Below are 19,394 nucleotides of genomic sequence, written 5' to 3'. Positions count from 1 at the left end.
GTGCGAGTGCCGGCGCGGGCCGGCTCCTCTCGCTCGCCCTGCACGGCCGGCCGCACCGGTTCCAGATCCCGCTGACGGGTGATCGAGCTGACCCTGCCACCCGTCTTCCGCCGGCCGGCCGCGGCGGCGGAACGCTCCCCGCGGAGCCGGGCGGGCGCCGTGCCCGCCGCCCGTCGAACGCGCGGGAACCGCGCCGGGCGCACCACCGGCGCACCGCGTCCGGCCGGCGATCGGTGCGCCCCGCACGCACGCGTCCCCGGGACGGCCCGCCGAGCCCGCCTCGCGGCCGATGCCGTAGCGGCCCTGCGGGCAGACGACTACAGCCGGACGTCGAGGCGTATCCCCGGCTGTGCCGCGTGCACCGTGACGGGTTCCGCGCGGGGGGAGTGATCCGGTGCCGACACGACGACGATGTGGTGTCCCGGACGCAGGGCGAGCCGGTAGCGGCCCGCGTCGGTGTACGTGTGGGCGATGCGCCGGCCGCGTGAGTTCACCACGGTGATCTGCGCTGAGCAGCCGCCGGGGTGGGCGGCGCAGAAGACCGCGCCGGTCACGGGCACGCCTGTCGTGGCGTCCGTCCGGTCCGCACCGCGGCCGGGGGCGTACGCGTCGGAGGGAGCGGCCGCGGGCCGTGACGGCTGCGGCCGGCCCCGGTCCGCCGCCGAGGCGCGGGTCTGCCGCGGCGGGGCGGCGGGCGCCGGTCCGTCCTCCTGGCCGGCGCCGGAGGCCGGCGGCAGTCCGCACCGTTCGGCGAAGGCGGCCAGGGCCGCGTCGAGGGCGTCCAGCTCGTGCAGGGCGGTCTGCAGCCGCCGCGCGCGAGGGCCGGGCGCGGCGGGCCGAAGCTCTCTCTGGAACTCCTGTACGAGTGGGCCGACGCGGTGCCAGGCGCCTTGGGCGGTGCCGTTGGCGAGGTGGTGGTCGAGCGCCCTCAGCGAATCGGTGAGGGTGCGCGTGATGAGCCGGGCGCGCTCGGCCAACGGGGACGAGAGGTCGATGTCGACGTCCGCCGCGACCGCCAGCGCCCGGGCGTGCGCGGCGGCCGTGTTCAGCAGGGACATGCGTTCGTGCGGCGCCCGCCCGCGCACCCCGAGCGGCATCCGCACCACGGGCCGGGACACCTCCGCGACCTGGAACAGCGCGGCGTCGACGGCGCGTGCCGCGCCGCGCAGCCGGACCGGGCTGTCCGGCTCCTCCCAGCGGGCGGAGACCTGCGTGAGCAGGTTCTGCACCGCCCGGACGTACCCGTGCTCGGCCTCGCGGACGACCGCCCGGGTGGACAGGGGGAAGATCAGCGCGGCGCAGGCCGTCGCGACCAGCACGCCCAGGCCGTTGTCCAGCAGACGTTCACCGAGCAGGTGGTCCATCCGGCTGTCGGGGGTGGTCAGCCCGTAGAGCTGCACGAGCGCGGCGACCAGCCCGACCACCCACAGCGCGTAGGCCCGCTGCAGTCCCCAGGAGCCGAAGGAGAGACCGGCGACGATGACGGCGAGCGTCCAGAGGATGTGGTGGTGGCCGGTCACACGGAGCAGCAGCACACCGATCACCGCGCCCGCGACCGTGCCGATCATGCGGTGGCCGAACTTGCGCAGCCGCTCGTGCGTCGTGTTCGTGCCGAACAGGGTGATCATCACGCCGACCAGGCCCCAGTAGAAACGCTGGGGGTCGATGGCGTCCGCGATCGGGCAGACGATCGCGGCGGCCACCCCCGCGTGCAGGGGAGCCCGTACGAAGGGCACGGCACGCTGCCAGCCGCTCTGCGTCCGGGCGGTGAGCGCGCGCCGCATCGGCGCGACGGAGCCGGGTATGCGGTTGTTCTCCAGCGCGACGGCGGGCTGGAAGGGAACCGCGCCGGGCGACCCGGGCGTCCGCTCGCCGAGGGCCAGCCAGCTGACCAGCGAGTCGGCGAGCGCGTCGAGGAGTTCGGCGACCCTGCGGGCGAGCGCGGCGGACTCGGCGGCCCGCGGGTCGGCCCGCGGGTCCCGCAGGATGGCGTCGGCCTGCTCTCGGATCGTCCCCACCGCGGGCCGCAGCCCGCCGGCCCGGGCCGGCGGGGTGTCGCGCGCCAGCAGCATGCCCACGGTCAGTGCCTGGCGCAGTTGTTCGGGTGGCGACTGGCCGGCCAGCACCCGCACCGCCTGGGCGATGCCCCGCAGGGCCAGCTCGGCGTCGAACAGGTGCCGGTGCAGCAGCTCGGCCACCGCGGGATCGGTGGCCGTCTCGGGCTGCGCGAGACGGCCGTCGATGGTGATCGTCACGATGTTCAGGCGGCGCAGGGAGCGGTTCGTCCGGCGCTCGACCCGGGCCGGGACGGCGTCGGGGTCCAGCGCCTCGACCATGGTGTCGGCCAGCCTGCGGGCCTCGACGACGAAGGCGCGCTGCGTGCGCAGCAGGTCCTCCCGCGGCATCGGACAGCACAGCAGCAGCCGCGTGGCCAGCACCGCCGCGGCGGACACCAGGGCGACGACGAACGCCTGCCACATCATCGCCGAGGGGATCTTCGCGATGATGCCGACCATCAGGCCGTTGAACATCATCATGCCGGTCAGCAGGGCCAGCGGGCCGAACCGGGCCAGCAGGAACGTGAGTGCGAGCGCGGCGGCGTCGAGACCGATCTCCAGGGCGCGGTCGTCGTGCAGGGCCGCGGCGAGCCAGAGCACCGCCGTATAGGGGAACGGCATCCACAGGATGGGCCTGGCCAGCTGGAGCCAGGAGTTCCCGGCCACCGCGAAGGCGCTCATCAGGCCCATCATCCCGGCGACCATCATGCCGGTCATCGTCGGCACGGAGAGGGCGTGGGCCATGCCGTAGCCGACCGAGAGGGAGGTGACCATGGCGACCAGCGTCCGCCAGCCGGCCTGCAGCTGCCCCAGCCCGGGATCGGCGACCAGCACCCGGTCCCACCATCGGTGCGGACCGGTGACCCGTCGTGGGGCGACATCGGCGCGCCCACCCCTGACGGGGCCCGCTCCGGTGTCCTGTCCCAGTGGCCGGCGGGCGGTTTCCGAGCTGGTCAAGTGGCCTCCGGTTCCATGGCTTCGACGAGCACCGCGACGGACTGCCGGGCGGCGCACACGGCTGCTTCGCAGTCGTCGACGGGTGTGGTGCGCAGGGCTGTCAGCAAGGCCTCGGCCATACGCTGCCGTCCCTGGTCGAGCAGACGCCGTCCGGCGGGGGTGAGGGCGGTCTCCACCGCGCGCCGGTCGGTCGCGCACCGCCGGCGCACGACCAGTTCCCGGCTCGCCAGCTTCTGGAGCAGCACGGTGACACGGGGCTGGACCATCCCGGTGCGCCCGGCGAGTTCGGTGACGCGCAGCGGCCCGGCCGCCAGGGCGTCGAGCACGGACACTTCGCTGCGGGTCAGCCCGAAGTCACCGGCGCGGAACAGCGCCCGGTTCAGTCGTCCCAGGTCGCGCAACAGGCCGTGCGCGGCGTTCTCGATCCGCTGCCCGGGCGGCAGGCCGCTCTGGGCGTCGGAAGGTACGTGCATATGGAAAGTATATATCTCCGCCTCCTGGCCCCCCTCCCGCCCCTGGCTCCCCCTCCCGCCAGAGGGCCGCCCCGGCTGCCGCCTGCGGGGTGTCGCGCGATCCGTCCCGGGAACCGGTGGCGGGCCCCGGTACCCGAGTGATGGACCGGCGGGCGAGCGCCGGGGCCCGGGGAGGCGGTCCGCGTCAGGCGCCGAGGCGGCGCCGGGAGCGCAGAGGTGCCGGCTCCGGGTGCGGAGGTGACGGCCGGGCATGCCGAGGCAGCGGCGGCGCGGCCCGGTGGACCCCATCGGCTCGGCGAGGAGCGCCTGCCCGGAGCCCGCCGCCGGCGGCAGGAGAACGACGGATGTCGTTGGCTGAACGGCGGGAGAAATCCCGCCGCACATGCTTATGGAGCGCGGTGAAGACGATCTAGCCTACGGCGCATGTCTGATGTCTCCCGTCGCAAGGTCCTCGGCACCCTCACCGGTGGCGCTGCGCTCTCCCTCCTTCCGCCGTCGCTGCACCGGGCGATGGCCGCGCCGATGCCGCGCGGCGGGATGCGCGCCATCGAGCACGTGATCGTCCTGATGCAGGAGAACCGTTCCTTCGACAACTACTTCGGAACCCTCAAGGGCGTCCGCGGCTTCGGTGACCGAACCCCGCTGCGCCTGCCCACCGGAGCGAGCGTCTTCGAGCAGCCCCGGCGCCAGGGCGGCGAGGTGCTGCCGTTCTCCGCCCGCCGGGCGGCCGTCGACGCGGGCCGCCAGGAGAGCGACATCCAGTACCTGGGGTCACTCGCGCACGGCTTCTCCGACGCCAACCAGGCCCGGGCGAAGGGCTGGTGGAACGACTGGGTCGCCGCCAAGACGCAGAGCACCATGGCCTTCTACGACCGCCGCGACATACCGCTGCAGTACGAACTGGCCGACCGTTTCACCATCTGCGACTCCTACTTCTGCTCCGTCTACGGCTCGACCAACCCCAACCGCCTCTACCTGTGGTCCGGCACGACCGGTTACGAGGCGGACGGCGTCAACCGGGCCGTCACCAACGCCGCGTACGACTACGCCCACCCCGGTTACACCTGGACGACGTACCCCGAGCGCCTGGAGGCCGCGGGCGTCTCCTGGCAGATCTACCAGGAGTGGGACAACTTCACCGACAACGCGGTCGAGTACTTCCGGCCGTGGAAGGAGATCGGCCGGAAGATCCTCTCCAAGGTCACCGGCACCTACTCCACCACCGAGCAGTTCTACGACAGCCTCTGGAAGAGGACCCCGCAGCAGCGCGAGTCCGCGCTCGCCGAGTTCCAGCAGGGCGTCGACGCGTTGACCGAGGCGGAGCGCCGGCTCTTCCTGCGCGGCGCCTACCGCTCCGAACCGGACACGCTCGTCCAGCGGATCCGGTCCGACATCGCCAAGGGCACCCTGCCGAAGGTCAGCTGGGTGGTTCCCACGGCCGCGCTCTCCGAACACCCCAGCAGCTCCACCCCCGTCGGCAGCGCCAACCTCGTCTACGACCTCCTCGACGCCATCGCGAGCGACCCGGAGACCTGGTCCAAGACGGCACTGTTCATCAACTTCGACGAGAACGACGGCTACTTCGACCACGTCCCCGCCCCGGTCGCACCCCAGCCGCCCTCCGGCAACGGCGACGACTGGTTCAACGGCAGCCCCATCGGCCCCGGCCCGCGCGTGCCGATGACGATCGTGTCGCCCTGGACCGCGGGCGGGTTCGTCAGCTCGCAGGCGTTCGACCACACCTCGGTCATCCGGTTCCTCGAGAAGTGGACCGGTGTCCACGAGCCCAACATCAGTGCCTGGCGCCGCAGCGTCTTCGGCGATCTCACCTCGGCCTTCGACTTCCACCGCGGCCACCGCCGGCCCGAGGTCCGGCAGCCCGGACCGGTACCCGCGGCGGTCGCCCGCTGGAACCCCGTACCGCCGCAGAAGCAGACACTGCCGCAGCAGGAGAGCGGCACACGTCCGACCCGCCCCCTGCCCTACCGGCTCGGCCTGCGCACCGACGTCACCGGCTCGGCCGTGCGCCTGCGGCTCGACAACCAGGGCACCGTCGCCGCCACGCTCACCGCCTATCCCGGAGACGGCACCGCGCCGCGCGCCTGGACGGTGCCCGCACGCAAGAGCGCCGACACCACGGTCGAGTACGGTACCGAAGGCTACGACCTGCAGATCCATGGCCCCGGCTGGTCCACCTGGGAAGTGCGCGGACGCGGCGCGGGAGCCGAGGCGCATCTCGTCGAGCATCCGGCCGCCGGCCAGGTGGACGTGGTGTGCTCCAACCCCTCGACCACCACCCGCACACTCCTCGTCGGCGAGTCGGTCTACTCCCACCGGCACGGCGAACCCGCCCGCACCGTCACGCTCGCGCCCGGCAGGTCCCGTACGGTCCGGCTCCGCCTGCCGGACCACGGCTGGTACGACATCGCGGTCCTGGACAGGGACGACCCGGCGTTCCTGCGCCGCACGACCGGCCGGCTGGCCGACGGCGAGCCCGGGGTCACCGACCCGGCGACCGGTACCGCACCGGCGCTGACCGCGGCGATCACCCTGCCCGCCGCGCTTCCTCCCCTGGACACCCCGCTCACGCAGGGCAACCCGACCGAGGTCGTCGTCACCGTGCGGAACCAGGGCAGCGGTCGGCTCGACGGACTCTCCGTCGCCCTGCTCGCTCCCACCGGCTGGTCGGTGGAGCGGGCCGGTACGGTCCCCCGCGAACTCGGTGCCGGGAACTCGGCCGACGTGCGCTTCACGGTCACCCCTGCGGACGGCGCCACCGCGGGCCGGCTGGCCGTCGCCGCGCACGCTGAGGGCGGCGGCCTGCTCAGGCTCGCCGACACGCGCGTGCAGACCACGGTCGTCCCCGCCCTGAGCGTCACGCTGACCGGGCCCGCGGGCTCGCCGGGGACCGACGGCACCGTGCTCTCACCCGGCAGGCCCGCCACGGTGACGGCCACCGTCACCAACGCCGGCAGCTCACCGCTCACCGGCCTGGCCGCCGCACCGGCCCTGCCGGAGGGCTGGAGCGCCACGGCGAAGGGCGCCGCACCGACGTCCGTCGCGGCCCGCTCGTCCGTGACCCTGGCGTGGGACGTCGTCGCACCCGCCTCGGCGGCCCGGACCACGGGCAGCCTGAAGGCCGATGTCACGGCGAAGCTGAAGGGCCGGCCCGTGGCGGCGTCGGCGTCCCTGCCCGCCAGGACCGGTCCCCTGATGACCGGATACCTGCTCGCGGAGGACTTCGAGTCCGTCGTGGGCGCCCTCGCTCCGGCGGCCGATCTCAGCAGGCCCGGCCTGCTCGGCTGGACCCGGACCCCGCCCGAGGGGTGGACCGTCACCGACGCGACGGGCATGCCGCAGGGCACCAGGGAACTGCAGGGCTGGACCTTCCTGTCCAAGCAGTTCTGGTTCCCCGCCGGACAGGACCGCTCGGGCTTCACCCGCTCCCTCGGCATCGTCGCCGTCGCCGACCCCGACGACTGGGACGACACCGGCAGCCCGTCCGCCCGCGGCCGCTTCGACTCGACCCTGACCAGCCCGCCCGTGCCGATCCCCTCCGGCACCTCCACCCTGCACCTGGGATTCGACTCCCACTACCGGCAGGAGAGCCCCCAGGAGGCGGAGGTGAGCGTCGAGTTCGACTCCGGCGCGACGGTACGGCTGCTCCACTACAGCGGCGCTTCCACGGGCAACACCAACCAGGGGCAGGACCAGCAGAACCGGCTGGTGCGCCTCTCGTGCCCCGTGCCGTCCGGCGCGACCTCCGCGAAGGTCCGGTTCCGGATGTTCAACGCGGGCAACAACTGGTTCTGGGCCATCGACAACGTCCGCCTCGGCACCGCCCCGATCACCGACGCCTGACGGCTCCTCCGAGACCTGGCCGACGGCCCGTCGAACATCTTTGACGGGCCGTCTTCGCCGGACGTGAGGGAGGCCACTGGCGATCGGTGAACAAAGATCCACTTCATCCCCGTCCCCTTGACATGGAAACGAAATCGCACACCGCCGCCGGTCACGCGGTCGTCATCGGCGGCAGCGTCGCCGGTCTCCTGGCCGCACGCGCACTGAGTTCGTCGTTCACGCACGTGACCGTCTTCGAACGGGACACGTTCCCCGCACAGACCGTCTCCCGCCGCGGCGTACCGCAGGGCCGCCAGGTGCACGCGCTGCTCACCCGCGGCGCGGTCGGGCTGGACGGCCTCTTCCCCGGCTTCATCGACGCCATGACCGCGGCCGGCGTGCCCAGTGGTGACGGGCAGGCGGACTTCTCCTGGTTCCTCGACGGCCACAGGATGGCCCGAGCGGTGTCCGGGCTGCGCGGCTTCGGCGTGAGCAGGCCGCAGGCGGAGCAGATGATCCGGGACCGCGTCCGAGCCCTGCCGAACGTCTCCCTCGTCGACGACACCCAGGTCGGCGGACTCCTCCTCGACGACGGCCGGGTGGCCGGGGTACGGGTGCGGCGGCACACGGGCGCCGAGGAGGCCGTGCCGGCCGAACTGGTGGTGGACGCCGCCGGACGCGGCTCCCGCGCCCTGCCCTGGCTCCGCGAGTCCGGCTACCCGGTCCCGCGGCGGACGGCCGTCAGGACGAACGTCGTCTACGTGACGCGGCACTACGAGCAGGAGCCCGGCCTGCTGGACGGAAGGCTCGGGACGACGGTCGTGCCCTTTCCCGGGCAGCCCCGTGCCGGAGTGGTGATCCGGCAGGAAGCCGGCCGCATCGCGGTGCTGCTGGCCGGGCTGCTCGGCGAGGAACCTCCCACGGACGACGCCGGGATGATCGAATTCGCCTCGACCCTGGCGGGGCAGGACGCCGCCGACGTGCTCCGTTCCGCCACACCCGTGGACGAAGCCGTCAAGATGCGCTACCCGGAGAGCACCCTCCACCATTTCGACGAACTCGACCGTCACCTCGGCGGATTCCTCGTCGTCGGTGACGCGCTGTGCAGCTTCAACCCGATCTACGGTCAGGGCATGACGGTGGCGGTCATGGAGGCCGAGCTGCTGGAGTCCCTGCTCCAGGAGGGCGACCGGCAGGACCTGGCGCCGCGCTTCTTCAAGGCGGCGGCCACGCTGCTCGCCGAACCGTGGGCCCTCGCCACCGGCGGTGACCTGCGTTTCCCCGAGGTCGAGGGCGAACGCGGCCCGCAGGACGAGGAGATCAACGGCTACCTCGACCGGTTCCGCGCTTCCGCCGCGATCGACCCGGTCCTGGGCACGGCGTTCCTCCGGGTGGCCAACATGATGGCACCCGTCACCTCCCTGCTCAGCCCGGAACTGGCCGAACGCACCCAGCGGCCCCGCGCACAGTAGAGACCCGGAACCCGGCCGCCGAGACCGGAGCCGTTCCCGAGGGGCCGCCCCCTCACCCGGGAGATCGCCGAGCGGGCCGCGAAGGCCCGCCGGTGTGCGGCGCGGGCGGGGGAACCGCTTCCAGCCGTTCTTCGCCGGGGTGAGACCGCGCGGCGGCGTCCTGCGACTCGGCGCGTGTCCGAAAGCCGCCGCCCGGGACCGGGGCAGCGGTGCGACCTCGTGACCGGTTGGCCCGTGCTTCGTTGCACTCGGGGAATGGCTGCTCAGCTGAGGAAGGTGGACGTGTGATGGGTCGGGATGCGGTTGTCCTGCCGGGGCTTCGGGGCCGGATCGCCGCGGTGGCGGGTGCGCTGGCCCTGCTGGCGAACGTGCTCCTCGTGTCGGCCGCGGTGCCCGCGCAGGCCACGGCCTACTGCGGGACGCACCAGGTCGTGGGCGACATCGAGCAGAGATACATCCGGATGGGCGGTCCCGGCGGAGCACTCGGATGCCCCCTCACGGACGAGTTGGTCAACCCCGACGGGTTCGGCCGGCGATCGCAGTTCGAGCACGGAACCGTCTACTGGTCCGCGCGCAGTGGTGCCTGGCCGGTGTGGGGAGCCATCGGCGACTACTGGTGCGGCCAGGGGTGCGAGGCGGGATGGACGGGCTATCCCACCGGCTACGAGTACACGGTGGGCAACGAGATCCGCCAGAACTTCCAGTGCACGGTCATCCACTTCCAGAACCTCGGCGGAGGAACGACGAAGACCTGGACGGACGGCAACACCTGCGCCTGAGCCCGGTCCGGGCCACGGTCCCCGGGCGGGGCGGGCGTGCGCGCAGTGGGCCGCCCGCGCACGGGGGGACGATGAGCACGGCTGCCCCCTCGACGAACTGGCGTGGCGGAACGGCGAAGACGCGTCCGGAGCAGGACGGCGGCGAGGCAGGCGGCGCCCGGTCCATCGGCCGGGCGCCGCTGCCGCGGGGAGAAGGGGGCGGCCCGCCCGCCGCCGGATTCAGCGGTCGGACCGGCCGCGGGCGGTCAGCCGACGACCTTGAGGGTCTTGGGCCAGCCGATCCGGTCCAGCAGCCGGAACAGCTTCTTGATCTCCTCGGGACGCATCTTGATGCAGCCGTTGGAGAGGTAGTCGTTCGGGTTGTTGTCGGTCCACTTGCGGGGCTCGCTGCGGCCCTGGGAGCCGTCCCGGTTCATCTCGCTGTGGATGAACAGTTCCGTGCGCAGCCGACCGGTGCCGTTGTGGCAGCGCTTGTCGGCCAGGCGGATGGCATAGCCCTTGATCTGCCGGCCGTTGTACGTCCGGGTGTGCGAGCCGACCGAGTAGGTGCCGTTGGGCAGCCAACCGCGGCCGGACGTGCACTCGTTCTGGGTGATTCCCGAGCCCGCGCGGAAGTCGGCCCAGACCTTGCCCCCCTTGATGACGGACAGCCGGGAGTAGGTCGGATGCTTGCCGTTCTTGTCGAACATCAACGAGACGGCGCCGGCCGCGTCGGCGCCGGCCACAGCGGGGGAAGCCGGCTCCTGGGCCTGTGCCGCGGGCGTCAGGCCGGTGAGCAGGGCAGCGGACGTCAGTACGAGGGAAACGGTCGCGGACCGCGCCGTTCGTGTGATGACAGCACTCATGGTGAACCCTTCCGGGGAGATGCGTGATGAGGCCCGTCCGGTCGTCCTCGCTACGCTCGGCGGACGCCGGTACGCGAGGGATCGAGTCAGGTCGTGGCATCGGGCCGGGCCGTGCGAGCGCCACGGCACCCAGGGTCGGGGGCGGCGGGGGGCGGACACCAGAGGGTGGCGGTCGCGCCTCGCCCCGTTCACGTCCCGCTCCGTTCCCGGTCTCGCGATACGGCTCCTGCCTGCAGGAAGCGTCGTGTTCGGGATGACGGAGGGACAGTGACGGGGAACTCGGGCGGGCGGTCCGCACCGGTCGACGGGTCCGACGCGGCGGACGGGGACCCGCGGCGGCAGCTCGTCGAGGGCCTGCGCGCGGCATGGGCGCGGTCGGGTCTGAAGCAACAGAGCGTCGAGCACCGGCTGCGGGTCCTGCTGCGCGGGCAGAAGGTGCGGGGGATCAGCGACACGGCCCTGAGCCGCTATCTGAAACCGACGGAGACGGCGCTTCCCGCAGCGGCGGTGCTGAGTGCGCTGGCCGACGTGTTCGAGGTCGGGGCCGAGGAGAGCGCCCGGTGGCAGGAGCTGCGCGAGCAGGCACACCGTGCGCAAAGACGCAGCCGGTACCAGCGGACGGCCCCTGACCGGCCGGCCGCCTCCCCTTCCGAGGACCCGGCGGAGCCACGGCCCGGTCCGCGGACCGCGCGGAGCGAGGCCACCGGTCCCGTCCCCGGTACGGCCGCTGCCAGGGCGGACACCGGCTCGTCACCCCGTCATGACGGCCGGCGCCGGCCGGCGCCGCGAGCCCGGACGGCGGTCCTCGGGGCGGGCGTCGCGTTGGGGGTCGTCGGCGCCGCGATCTGGAACAGCGAACGGCCGGTCGCGGAGCACACCGTGCCGTCCCGGCGCGTCTCGGCGGCTCCCGCGCAGCCCGCGCCCGCTCCGTCCGGGACGCTCGAGAAAGGGTCGCTGGGGAGCGACAGCCGGTGCAGCGTCCCGTTCGCGGGGCCCGAGCCGACCGTGTGGCGGGTGTGCGCCCGGGTCACCGACGACCGCGTCGCGTTCGCCGTCAAGATCACCAATCCGGGACCGCGCCCGGTCGGCGCCACGGTGCGTGTGCAGTACGCCCACCACCGCGAGTTCCACGCGTGCCCGCGGGCGTCGGGCGCCTATGCCGTCACCGTTCCGGCCCGCGGGACGTTCATCACGGACCCGGCGAGGTGTTCCGTTCCCCGGCGGACGGTGTACATCGCCTATCAAGGGGTGGGCTGGGTGGTTCCTGCGGACTCCGCGGCCGGTTCCTACGAGCTGTCCCCCACGGCGCACGTCCATGCGCACCGGGTCATCTGGCAGCCGGACCTGCTGCCCAGTCCACGTCCCTGGACCCCCGGGTGACCTGACCTGCCGGGGTGGGGGAGGGGGGAAGACATCAGCACTCGGCGCGTGGGCGGCCCCGACGGTGCGCACCGTCGCCCACCGGGCTCGGCCGCGAGTTCCACCGGTGCCCTGGTGAGGAGCGTGGTGCGGGGCTGGTCACCCCGCGCCCGTCGGTGATGCGTCGCCTCCGGTGCCATGCCGGTCCAGGATTCCCCCGACGATCCGCATCAGCCGGTCCGCGGTCCGGTCGATGCTGCCGTTCTGCGTGCTGACCTGCGCGCCTTCGAGTGCGAAGGTGATCTCGGCGGCGGCCTGCTCGGGGTCGGGCAGCCCGGCCCCGGCACACATGCCGACCAGCCGGCGCGTCTGGTCGGCCTTGTGCTTCTCGATCACCTGCCGTGCCGGATGGGCACGGTCGGGCAGTTCGGCGATGGTGTTGATGAACGGGCAGCCCCGGTGCGAGATCGCCGGCAGCCCCTCGGCGATGAAGGAGGCCAGAGCCAGGATCTGGTCCCTGGGCCGGCCGGGGTACTCGGCCTCGACCCGGTCGAAGGCCGCCCGGTACTCGGCGGCGACGATCCGCATCCACTCCGCGACCAGTGCGTCCTTGGTCTCGAAGTGCCGGTAGATCGCCATTTTGGTGGTCTCGGCCTTCTCGGCGATCGCTTGCACGCTCACCCCACGAACGCCCTCCGTGCGGAAGAGCTCTTCCGCGGCGTCGAGGATGCGCTCACGAGGCGGCAGTTTCGCCACCCGGGTCGGCCTGCCGGCGGTCGATGCCATGACTACTCCGGGACTGCGGTCGATGGTCGGCCCCACTCTCCGACTCCTCCGTCACGATACCACTCAGGCCCGAGTGATACCGACTGGTATCGTCTGGGACCCAACGGTATCGTCTTTGTTCTGTCCGATGAGGAGTGGCAGTGGAAACAGCCGAGTATGTGAACTTCGACGGGGTCGGGCTCGCGGAGCTGGTGGCCGCGGGCGAGGTGACCCCGGCCGAACTGGAAGCAGCGGCACGTCAGGCCGTAGAGGCGGTGAATCCGCGGATCAACGCCGTCGTGGAGACATGGGCGGCCGACGACGAGCCGAGCCCCGGCAGCGGGCCGCTGGCCGGGGTTCCCTTTCTGGTCAAGGACATCGGAGTCCCCATGGCCGGCCGGCGGATGGAGCTCGGAAGCCGTCTCGCGGCCGGAAACGTCGCCGGGGCCGACTCCTCCCTGATGCGGCGCTTCCGCAGCGCCGGCCTCGTGACGTTCGGCCGTACCGCCACACCGGAGCTGGCCTACAGCATCAGCACGGAGTCCGTGCTGCACGGCGTCACCCGCAATCCGTGGGACCCCGAGCGCAGCGCGGGCGGATCCAGCGGGGGCTCGGCCGCGGCTGTCGCGGCCGGGGTGGTCCCGATCGCGCACGCCACCGATGCCGCCGGCTCCCTCCGCATCCCCGCCGCCGCCACCGGTCTGTTCGGACTGAAACCCACTCGTGGCCGCGTCTCCATGGGGCCCTACGCCGACGAGACCTTCAACGGCCTGGCCGTCCACGGCAGCGTCAGCCGGACCGTACGCGACAGCGCGGCACTGCTCGACCGGATCGGCGGACCGGAACCGGGTGACCCCTACTCCGCCCAGCGGCCCTCACGGCCCTACGCGGAGGAGGTCACCCTCCCTCCGGGTTCCCTGCGCATCGGTGTCCTCGCTCAGGCGTGGGGTGGACGCCGCACCACCGCACCGGTGGCGGACGCCCTGTCCCGCACCGTGCGGCTGCTCGAATCCCTCGGTCACCGGGTGGAGGAGGTCACGGTCGGCCTCGGGGCCACCTGGGAGGAGTTCGTACTGGCCGTCGCGCGGGTGTTCACGGTCAACCTCGCCGCCTCGGTCGACGAACTGGCCGCCGCCTTCGGCCGGCCCGCCGACTCCTCGACCCTCGAACCGGTGACCCTCGCCGGGTACCACTACGGACAGCGGGTCAGCGGCGCCCAGTTCGTCTCCGCTCTCGCCGTCCGGAACCAGGTCGCCCGGAGCCTGGCGCGGTTCTTCGCCGGCCACGACCTCCTGCTCACCCCGACCCTGCCGGAGCTTCCCGCGCTCCTCGGCAGCCTCACCGAGGGCGCACGGGCGCTCGACGGCCTCGGCTGGATCGACCGCGTCGCCGGCCGCTCGCCGTTCACCCTGCCGTTCAATGTGGCGGGCACGCCCGCCATGTCCGTGCCGGTCACGGCCGACACCGGGACCGGGCTGCCGGTCGGCATGCAGTTCGCCGCCGGATTCGGTCTGGAAGGCCTCCTCTTCCGCCTCGCCGGCCAGCTCGAGCAGGCGAGCCCGTGGTCGGGCCGGACGCCCACGGTCTGGGCCGGCAACGGCACGGAGCACTGAGCCGGGCCCGGAGTCTCGGACGGTGTCCGGGCGGGCGCGGCACCGCCCCGCGCCGCCGGCCCTCAGATCACAGTGCGGTCGCCGGGTAGCGCACGAAGAGGATGCCGTGCACGTCGCCGTGCGGGGCGCTGTAGAGGTGCACGGTGTCGGCGGGCCAGCGCACCGACCCGCCCGGCCCGACCCTGCTGGGCGCGGCCGGGTCTCCCACGACGGCCGTGCCGCTGAGGATCATCAGGCTCTCCGTCGTCCCCGCGACGTGCGCGGCGGACTCCTGGGTGGCACCGGCGGCGATGGTGATCCGGAAGACGTCGGTGACCGCCTCGGGGGACTCGTGCCGTTCGATCAGGACCGCCGTGACCGCACTGCCGGAGACGGCGGCCTCGTGCTGTCCGGTGCCGGACGGCAGGTCGTCGCTGAGTACCGCGCTCAGCGGCCGGTTGAGCGCGGTCGTCAGCGCGTAGAGGGTTTCGAGCGTGGGGTTGCGCGTGCCGCTCTCCAACTCCGAGAGGGTGCCCTTGCCCACCCCGGAGCGCCGCGCCAGCTCCGAGAGCGTCAGGCCCCGGGCGGTGCGCAGCGTGCGGAGCCTGCGCCCCACTTCGTCGTTCAGCCCCATCGCCGGATCGCGCTCCCGCTCTCGTCGCCGTCGCCGTGGTTGACGGGTCTTGGCCCTCCTGCCTAGTGTTCCACAAACAGAACGTTCTGTTTACGGAACGCCCGGCCCTCCCTGCCGGGCGCCCACCGTCAGCCGCCGTCCCGCCCGCCCCGGAAGTTGCCCCGTATGCCCTCCTTCACCTACCGCGTCCGCGCGGCTGCCCCGCCCTCGGCCGTGGCGGCCGGCCTGATCGCCGTGACCGTCGGCGTCACCAGCTCGGCCGCGCTCGTGTTCACCGCGGCGAAGGCGGCCGGCGCGGGCCCCCGGGAGATCGGCTCCTGGATGCTCGCGCTCGGCGTCGGACTCGCCCTCACCTGCGTCGGCCTCTCCCTGCGCTATCGCGCACCCGTCGTCACCGCCTGGTCCACTCCCGGCGCGGCCCTCCTCGCCACCAGCCTCACCGGGGTGTCGATGGCGCGGGCCGTCGGCGCCTTCGTCCTCTCGGCCGTGCTCGTCCTCCTCACCGGCCTGACCGGTTGGTTCGCCCGCGCCATGGACCGCATCCCGGTACCGCTCGCCTCGGCCCTGCTCGCCGGAGTGCTGCTGCGGTTCGGCACCGGCCTGTTCAGCACGATGCACGGCAGTTTCACGGTCGCCTTCCCCGTCTTCGTGCTCTACGTGCTGGCACGCCGCCTCGCTCCCCGGTACGCGGTGCTGCTCGCCCTCGCCGGCGGCGTCCTCGCCTCGGTCCTCACCGGTGGATGGCGCCTGGACACGCTGCGGGTCTCGCTCGCCACACCGGTCCTCGTCGCGCCGGACTTCGACTGGAAGGTCCTGATCAGCGTCGGCGTACCGCTGTTCGTCGTCACGATGGCCTCGCAGAACCTGCCCGGAGTCGCCGTGCTCCGCGCCTCGGGCTACAGCGTCCCCGTGTCCCCACTGATGACGTGGACCGGAGCGGCCAACGTCCTGCTCGCCCCGTTCGGTGCGTTCGGGCTGAACCTCGCCGCCATCACCGCCGCCATCTGCACCGGTGAGGAAGCGCACCCGGACCGGAACAAGCGGTACACCGCCGCCGTGTGGGCCGGGGTCTTCTACCTCTGCGTCGGCGTGTTCGGCGCCACCGTCGCCTCCCTGCTCACCGCGATGCCGCACGCCCTGGTGCTCGCGACGGCGGGTGTCGGTCTGCTGGCCACCATCGAAAGCTCCCTGACCACGGCCCTGTCCGACAAGAACTCGCGGGAGGCCGCCGTCGTCACGTTCCTCGCCACCGCCTCCGGAGTCACCCTCCTGGGCATCGGCTCCGCCTTCTGGGGACTGCTCGCCGGCGCTCTCACCGCGCTCGCCGCGAACGTCGGACGACGCGGCACGGCGACGCCCGCGGCCCCCACGGCGACGCCCGCGGCCCCCACGGCGGCGGCCCCGGCACCCGCACAGAACCGCCCGGCCGAGACTCCCTCTCCGTAGGCGCCACCGGGTGCCGGCGGGCCGGGAGCGCCGCGGCGAGATGGCTCCGCGGCCGCCACCGCACCGTCCACGCCCGGACGGTGCGGTGGCGGCCGCCCGGCCGGGCACGGTCACGTGCCCCTGCGTCTACCGTCCTTCCACGGCGTCCTCCCGACGGGCCACCGCCACCCCGACGGCACCCACGACCAGCAGCGCGGCGACGGTGCCCAGGGTGAAGGTCTCGAACGAGGCGCGGGAGACACCCCAGACGTCATGGAAGGCGTAGCCGATGCCGAAGAGGTGCTCCAGCACCCCGGGGAAGAGCGCCGACCAGGACCCGACCACGATCCAGGCGTACACGAGCGCCGCGCACAGCAGGAAGCCGCGGGTGCCGAAGGGGACGCGGTAGGGCCGCGGGACGTCGGGCCGGCGCAGCCGCAGCAGGACCAGGGCGGGCACGACCACCAGGTAGGACAGCAGCAGGGTGGTGACCGCGACGGTGAGCACCACGGCGAAGACGTCGGCCGCGTCGCCGTCCGCGAGCCGCATGGCGGCGAGCATGAACACCGTGGCGACGACACCGGAGAGCAGATTGGTGCGCACCGGGGTGCCGAGCCGCGGATGGAAGGCGCCGAGGGCGCGGGTGAAGAAGCCGCCGTCGGCGGCGGCCATGGCCTGCATGCGGTCGCTGACGATCATCCAGGCGCTGCCCTGGGTGAGCAGGGCGAGGACGAACATGACGGCGGTGACCTTCAGCAGGGGGCCGGCGGCGGCGCCGTAGACGCCGAAGACGAGGCGGGCGCCTTCCATGAAGCCCCCGATGCCGGTGACCTGGCGGGCGGGGACGACGGCCAGCAGGGCGAGGACCGGCAGCAGGTAACAGCAGGCCGCGACGGTCGCCGAGCGGCCGAGTGCGGCGGGCACGTCGGCCTGCGGGTCGTGCATCTCCTCACCGGCGGCGTTGGGCGCCTCGAAACCGACGTAGGCGAACAGCAGGATCGGCACCAGGGCGAGGAAACCGGCGGTCGTCGGGGTGAAACTGGTGCCGGTCAGGCCGTGGAAGCCGTGCCGCACGCCGTAGAGCACCGCGGTGAGGGTGAACAGGGCAAGGGCCAGGACCTTCATCGCCGCGCCCGCCGTGGTGATCCACTTGCCGCGCCGCAGGGAGACCACGGCCGTGAGGATGGCGACCCAGACGAAGAGGAGCTTGAAGACGTAGTCGGCCGCCGTGCCCGAGCCGAGGTGGAAGACGAAGCCGTCCCAGGTCTGCGCGGCGAGGAAGACCAGGGAACCACCCAGCCAGATGGGGTTGGTGACCCAGTACATGAGGGTCGTCAGCGCGGCGGCCGGACGGCCGAGGGCGAGCTTGACCCACACGTACGGGCCGCCCTCCTGGGGGAACGCGGCGCCGGTCTCGGCGAACAGCAGCGCGTAGGGGACGAGGAAGAACAGGGCGATGACCGCCGTCCAGGTGGCGGCCTCGCCGCCGCCGGTGGCGATCTGCCCGACGGTGTCGAAGGAGATGACCGCGGCGACGGCCATGGCGGTGATGTCGAAGCGCTTGAGGCTGCGCTGCAGGGCGCCGCCGGTCTCGGGCCGCGACGCTCGGGGTCCGGTCGTCGAGAGGTTGGAGGACACGGGCAGTTCCTAGGAGGGGAGAGGAATGACTGCGAGGAGGCGCATGGACGGGCGCCGCTACGGTGTGGGGTCCGTGTCGGGTGGTGCGGGGCAGGGCACCGGCGGGGGAGGCCCGGTCGTCACGGGCCGGACCGCCCCCGAAGGCGCCGGACGCGTCGCAGGCGTCAGGCGGCGCGGATCTCGCCCGTGGGCCCGGTGCGCTCCAGCACACCGCGCAGCGCGCGGGCCACTTCCCCGGCCTCGGCCTCGGTCATCACGAGCGGCGGGGACAGCACGAGGCTGTGCGCGGAGTCGCGTACGATCACGCCGGTCTCACGGCGGATGACGTCGTGCGGCATCCGGTCGGGGTGCAGCGGCAGGGGCGCGCGGGTGGCGCGGTCCTGGACGAGTTCCACGGCGAGCATCATGCCGACCGAGCGGATCTCCCCGACGACGGGCAACTCACCGAGCTGCGCCTGGAGTTCGCCGTGGAGGAAGGCGCCCAGGCTCGTCGCGCGGGCGAGCAGCCCCTCCTTCTCGATGATGTCCAGGTTGGCGGTGGCCACGGCGGTGGCGACGGGGTGCCCGTTGTAGGTGTAGCCCATCGGGAAGCCGTGGTCGCGCAGCAGCACCTCGGCGACGTGGTCGCCGACCAGCAGCGCGCCGAGCGGGACGTACCCGGACGTGATGCCCTTGGCGGTGACGATGATGTCCGGGGTGACGCCGAAGTACTGCGCGGCGAACCACTCACCGACGCGGCCGTAGGCGGTGACGACCTCGTCGAAGATCAGCAGGATGCCGTGCCGGTCCAGGACCTCGCGCACCCGGGGCCAGTAGTCGGCCGGCGGGACGAGCATGCCGCCGACGCCCATGATGGGCTCGCCGATCATCGCGGCGATGTTCTGCGGGCCGATCTCGGCGATCCGCTCCTCCAGCTCGCGGATCAGGAAGTCGGTGACCTGCTCGGGGCTCAGCGGCTGCTCGCCGTACAGCTCGCTGCGGTACGGCCACGGGGGAGTGAGGTGGGAGACGTGCGGCATCATCGGGGCGAAGCCCTCGTGGTAGACCGGGAAGCCGGTGGCCGAGCCGCCGCCGTAGCCGATGCCGTGGTAGGCCTTGCTGCGCGCCAGGATCCACGTCCGGCTGCTCTCCCCGCGCCGGTGGTGGTGGTAGCGGGCCATCTTGATGGCGGCCTCGTTGCCCTCGGAGCCGCCGGAGGTGAAGTAGACGTGGTCCATGCCCTCGGGGGCCAGGGAGGCCAGGCGGGCGGCGAGTTCGATGGCCCGCTCGTTGGAGAACTCCCAGAAGCTGGTGAAGTACTCCAGCTTCTTCATCTGCTCGTGGGCGACGTCGGCGAGTTCGGTACGGCCGTGGCCGACCTGGGCGAGCCACAGGCCGCCGGTGGCGTCGAGGTAGCCGCGGCCCTCGGTGTCGGTGAGGCGGCAGCCGGAGCCGGCGGTCATGACGACGCGCTCGGTGGCGCTGCCCGGCAGGTAGGGGTGGATGATGTGCGCCCGGTCGAGACGGGTGAGATCTGCGGTGCCGAGGGTCATGAGTGCTGTGTCCTTTGTCCGTGGCG

The 19,394-nt window shown here is 73.0% G+C and carries 13 protein-coding genes; 6 read left to right on the top strand and 7 right to left on the bottom strand.

Annotated elements, in window-relative coordinates; genetic code table 11:
- Positions 1-317: 317 nt before the first annotated feature.
- Together AC6I72_RS00930 and AC6I72_RS00925 are read right to left on the bottom strand one after the other, a co-directional pair.
- Positions 318-3,014, bottom strand: coding sequence for an FUSC family protein (locus AC6I72_RS00930; RefSeq protein ID WP_497998675.1), 2,697 nt, complete (start codon positions 3,012-3,014; stop codon positions 318-320).
- Complete coding sequence (locus AC6I72_RS00925) at positions 3,011-3,487, bottom strand: MarR family winged helix-turn-helix transcriptional regulator (protein WP_497998673.1); 477 nt, start codon at positions 3,485-3,487, stop codon at positions 3,011-3,013. Before AC6I72_RS00925 ends, AC6I72_RS00930 begins: the two co-directional genes overlap by 4 nt.
- A gap of 423 nt (positions 3,488-3,910) precedes the next feature.
- Here AC6I72_RS00925 and AC6I72_RS00920 point away from each other — a divergent pair, with 423 nt between their 5' ends.
- The 3 genes from AC6I72_RS00920 to AC6I72_RS00910 all read left to right on the top strand — a co-directional run bounded on the left by AC6I72_RS00920 (position 3,911) and on the right by AC6I72_RS00910 (position 9,578).
- Complete coding sequence (locus AC6I72_RS00920; RefSeq protein WP_497998671.1) at positions 3,911-7,348, top strand: phosphocholine-specific phospholipase C; 3,438 nt, start codon at positions 3,911-3,913, stop codon at positions 7,346-7,348.
- A gap of 122 nt (positions 7,349-7,470) precedes the next feature.
- Complete coding sequence (locus AC6I72_RS00915) at positions 7,471-8,799, top strand: FAD-dependent oxidoreductase (RefSeq protein ID WP_497998669.1); 1,329 nt, start codon at positions 7,471-7,473, stop codon at positions 8,797-8,799.
- 287 nt (positions 8,800-9,086) lie between these two features.
- Complete coding sequence (locus tag AC6I72_RS00910; RefSeq protein ID WP_497998668.1) at positions 9,087-9,578, top strand: LGFP repeat-containing protein; 492 nt, start codon at positions 9,087-9,089, stop codon at positions 9,576-9,578.
- A gap of 245 nt (positions 9,579-9,823) precedes the next feature.
- On the opposite strand, the gene AC6I72_RS00905 is transcribed toward AC6I72_RS00910, so the two are convergent.
- Positions 9,824-10,423, bottom strand: coding sequence for a L,D-transpeptidase (locus AC6I72_RS00905; protein WP_497998666.1), 600 nt, complete (start codon positions 10,421-10,423; stop codon positions 9,824-9,826).
- Between the two features lie 267 nt (positions 10,424-10,690).
- Here AC6I72_RS00905 and AC6I72_RS00900 point away from each other — a divergent pair, with 267 nt between their 5' ends.
- A complete protein-coding gene (locus tag AC6I72_RS00900) occupies positions 10,691-11,803 on the top strand; it encodes a hypothetical protein (RefSeq protein ID WP_497998665.1) in 1,113 nt (370 codons plus the stop codon).
- Between the two features lie 138 nt (positions 11,804-11,941).
- Here AC6I72_RS00900 and AC6I72_RS00895 read toward each other — a convergent pair whose 3' ends face one another.
- On the bottom strand, positions 11,942-12,568 hold the full coding sequence (locus AC6I72_RS00895; protein ID WP_497998663.1) for a TetR/AcrR family transcriptional regulator: 627 nt from the start codon (positions 12,566-12,568) through the stop codon (positions 11,942-11,944).
- Positions 12,569-12,708: 140 nt separating this feature from the next.
- Between AC6I72_RS00895 and AC6I72_RS00890 the strand changes: the two genes are divergently transcribed.
- Entirely contained in the window at positions 12,709-14,160 is a 1,452-nt protein-coding gene (locus tag AC6I72_RS00890; RefSeq protein ID WP_497998661.1) for an amidase, read from the top strand.
- 67 nt (positions 14,161-14,227) lie between these two features.
- Here AC6I72_RS00890 and AC6I72_RS00885 read toward each other — a convergent pair whose 3' ends face one another.
- On the bottom strand, positions 14,228-14,773 hold the full coding sequence (locus AC6I72_RS00885; RefSeq protein ID WP_497998659.1) for a helix-turn-helix domain-containing protein: 546 nt from the start codon (positions 14,771-14,773) through the stop codon (positions 14,228-14,230).
- Between the two features lie 165 nt (positions 14,774-14,938).
- On the opposite strand from AC6I72_RS00885, the gene AC6I72_RS00880 reads away from it, so the two are divergent.
- On the top strand, positions 14,939-16,219 hold the full coding sequence (locus AC6I72_RS00880) for a benzoate/H(+) symporter BenE family transporter (protein WP_497998657.1): 1,281 nt from the start codon (positions 14,939-14,941) through the stop codon (positions 16,217-16,219).
- 126 nt (positions 16,220-16,345) lie between these two features.
- Here AC6I72_RS00880 and AC6I72_RS00875 read toward each other — a convergent pair whose 3' ends face one another.
- Complete coding sequence (locus AC6I72_RS00875; protein WP_497998655.1) at positions 16,346-17,836, bottom strand: APC family permease; 1,491 nt, start codon at positions 17,834-17,836, stop codon at positions 16,346-16,348.
- Between the two features lie 164 nt (positions 17,837-18,000).
- Positions 18,001-19,368 (bottom strand): aminotransferase family protein, encoded by a 1,368-nt coding sequence (locus AC6I72_RS00870; RefSeq protein WP_497998653.1) that lies wholly within the window; start codon positions 19,366-19,368, stop codon positions 18,001-18,003.
- Positions 19,369-19,394: the final 26 nt, after the last annotated feature.

Source organism: Streptomyces sp. Xyl84, from assembly GCF_059731885.1.
The sequence above is the reverse complement of the archived record's forward strand: the minus strand, read 5'-3'. Positions and strand labels throughout refer to the sequence as shown.

Coding starts and splice junctions, on each gene's coding strand:
- AC6I72_RS00905 (WP_497998666.1), bottom strand. CDS start 10,423: ATGAGTGCTGTCATCACACGAACGGCGCGGTCCGCGACCGTTTCCCTC.
- AC6I72_RS00910 (WP_497998668.1), top strand. CDS start 9,087: ATGGGTCGGGATGCGGTTGTCCTGCCGGGGCTTCGGGGCCGGATCGCC.
- AC6I72_RS00915 (WP_497998669.1), top strand. CDS start 7,471: ATGGAAACGAAATCGCACACCGCCGCCGGTCACGCGGTCGTCATCGGC.
- AC6I72_RS00885 (WP_497998659.1), bottom strand. CDS start 14,773: ATGGGGCTGAACGACGAAGTGGGGCGCAGGCTCCGCACGCTGCGCACC.
- AC6I72_RS00925 (WP_497998673.1), bottom strand. CDS start 3,487: ATGCACGTACCTTCCGACGCCCAGAGCGGCCTGCCGCCCGGGCAGCGG.
- AC6I72_RS00895 (WP_497998663.1), bottom strand. CDS start 12,568: ATGGCATCGACCGCCGGCAGGCCGACCCGGGTGGCGAAACTGCCGCCT.
- AC6I72_RS00880 (WP_497998657.1), top strand. CDS start 14,939: ATGCCCTCCTTCACCTACCGCGTCCGCGCGGCTGCCCCGCCCTCGGCC.
- AC6I72_RS00870 (WP_497998653.1), bottom strand. CDS start 19,368: ATGACCCTCGGCACCGCAGATCTCACCCGTCTCGACCGGGCGCACATC.
- AC6I72_RS00920 (WP_497998671.1), top strand. CDS start 3,911: ATGTCTGATGTCTCCCGTCGCAAGGTCCTCGGCACCCTCACCGGTGGC.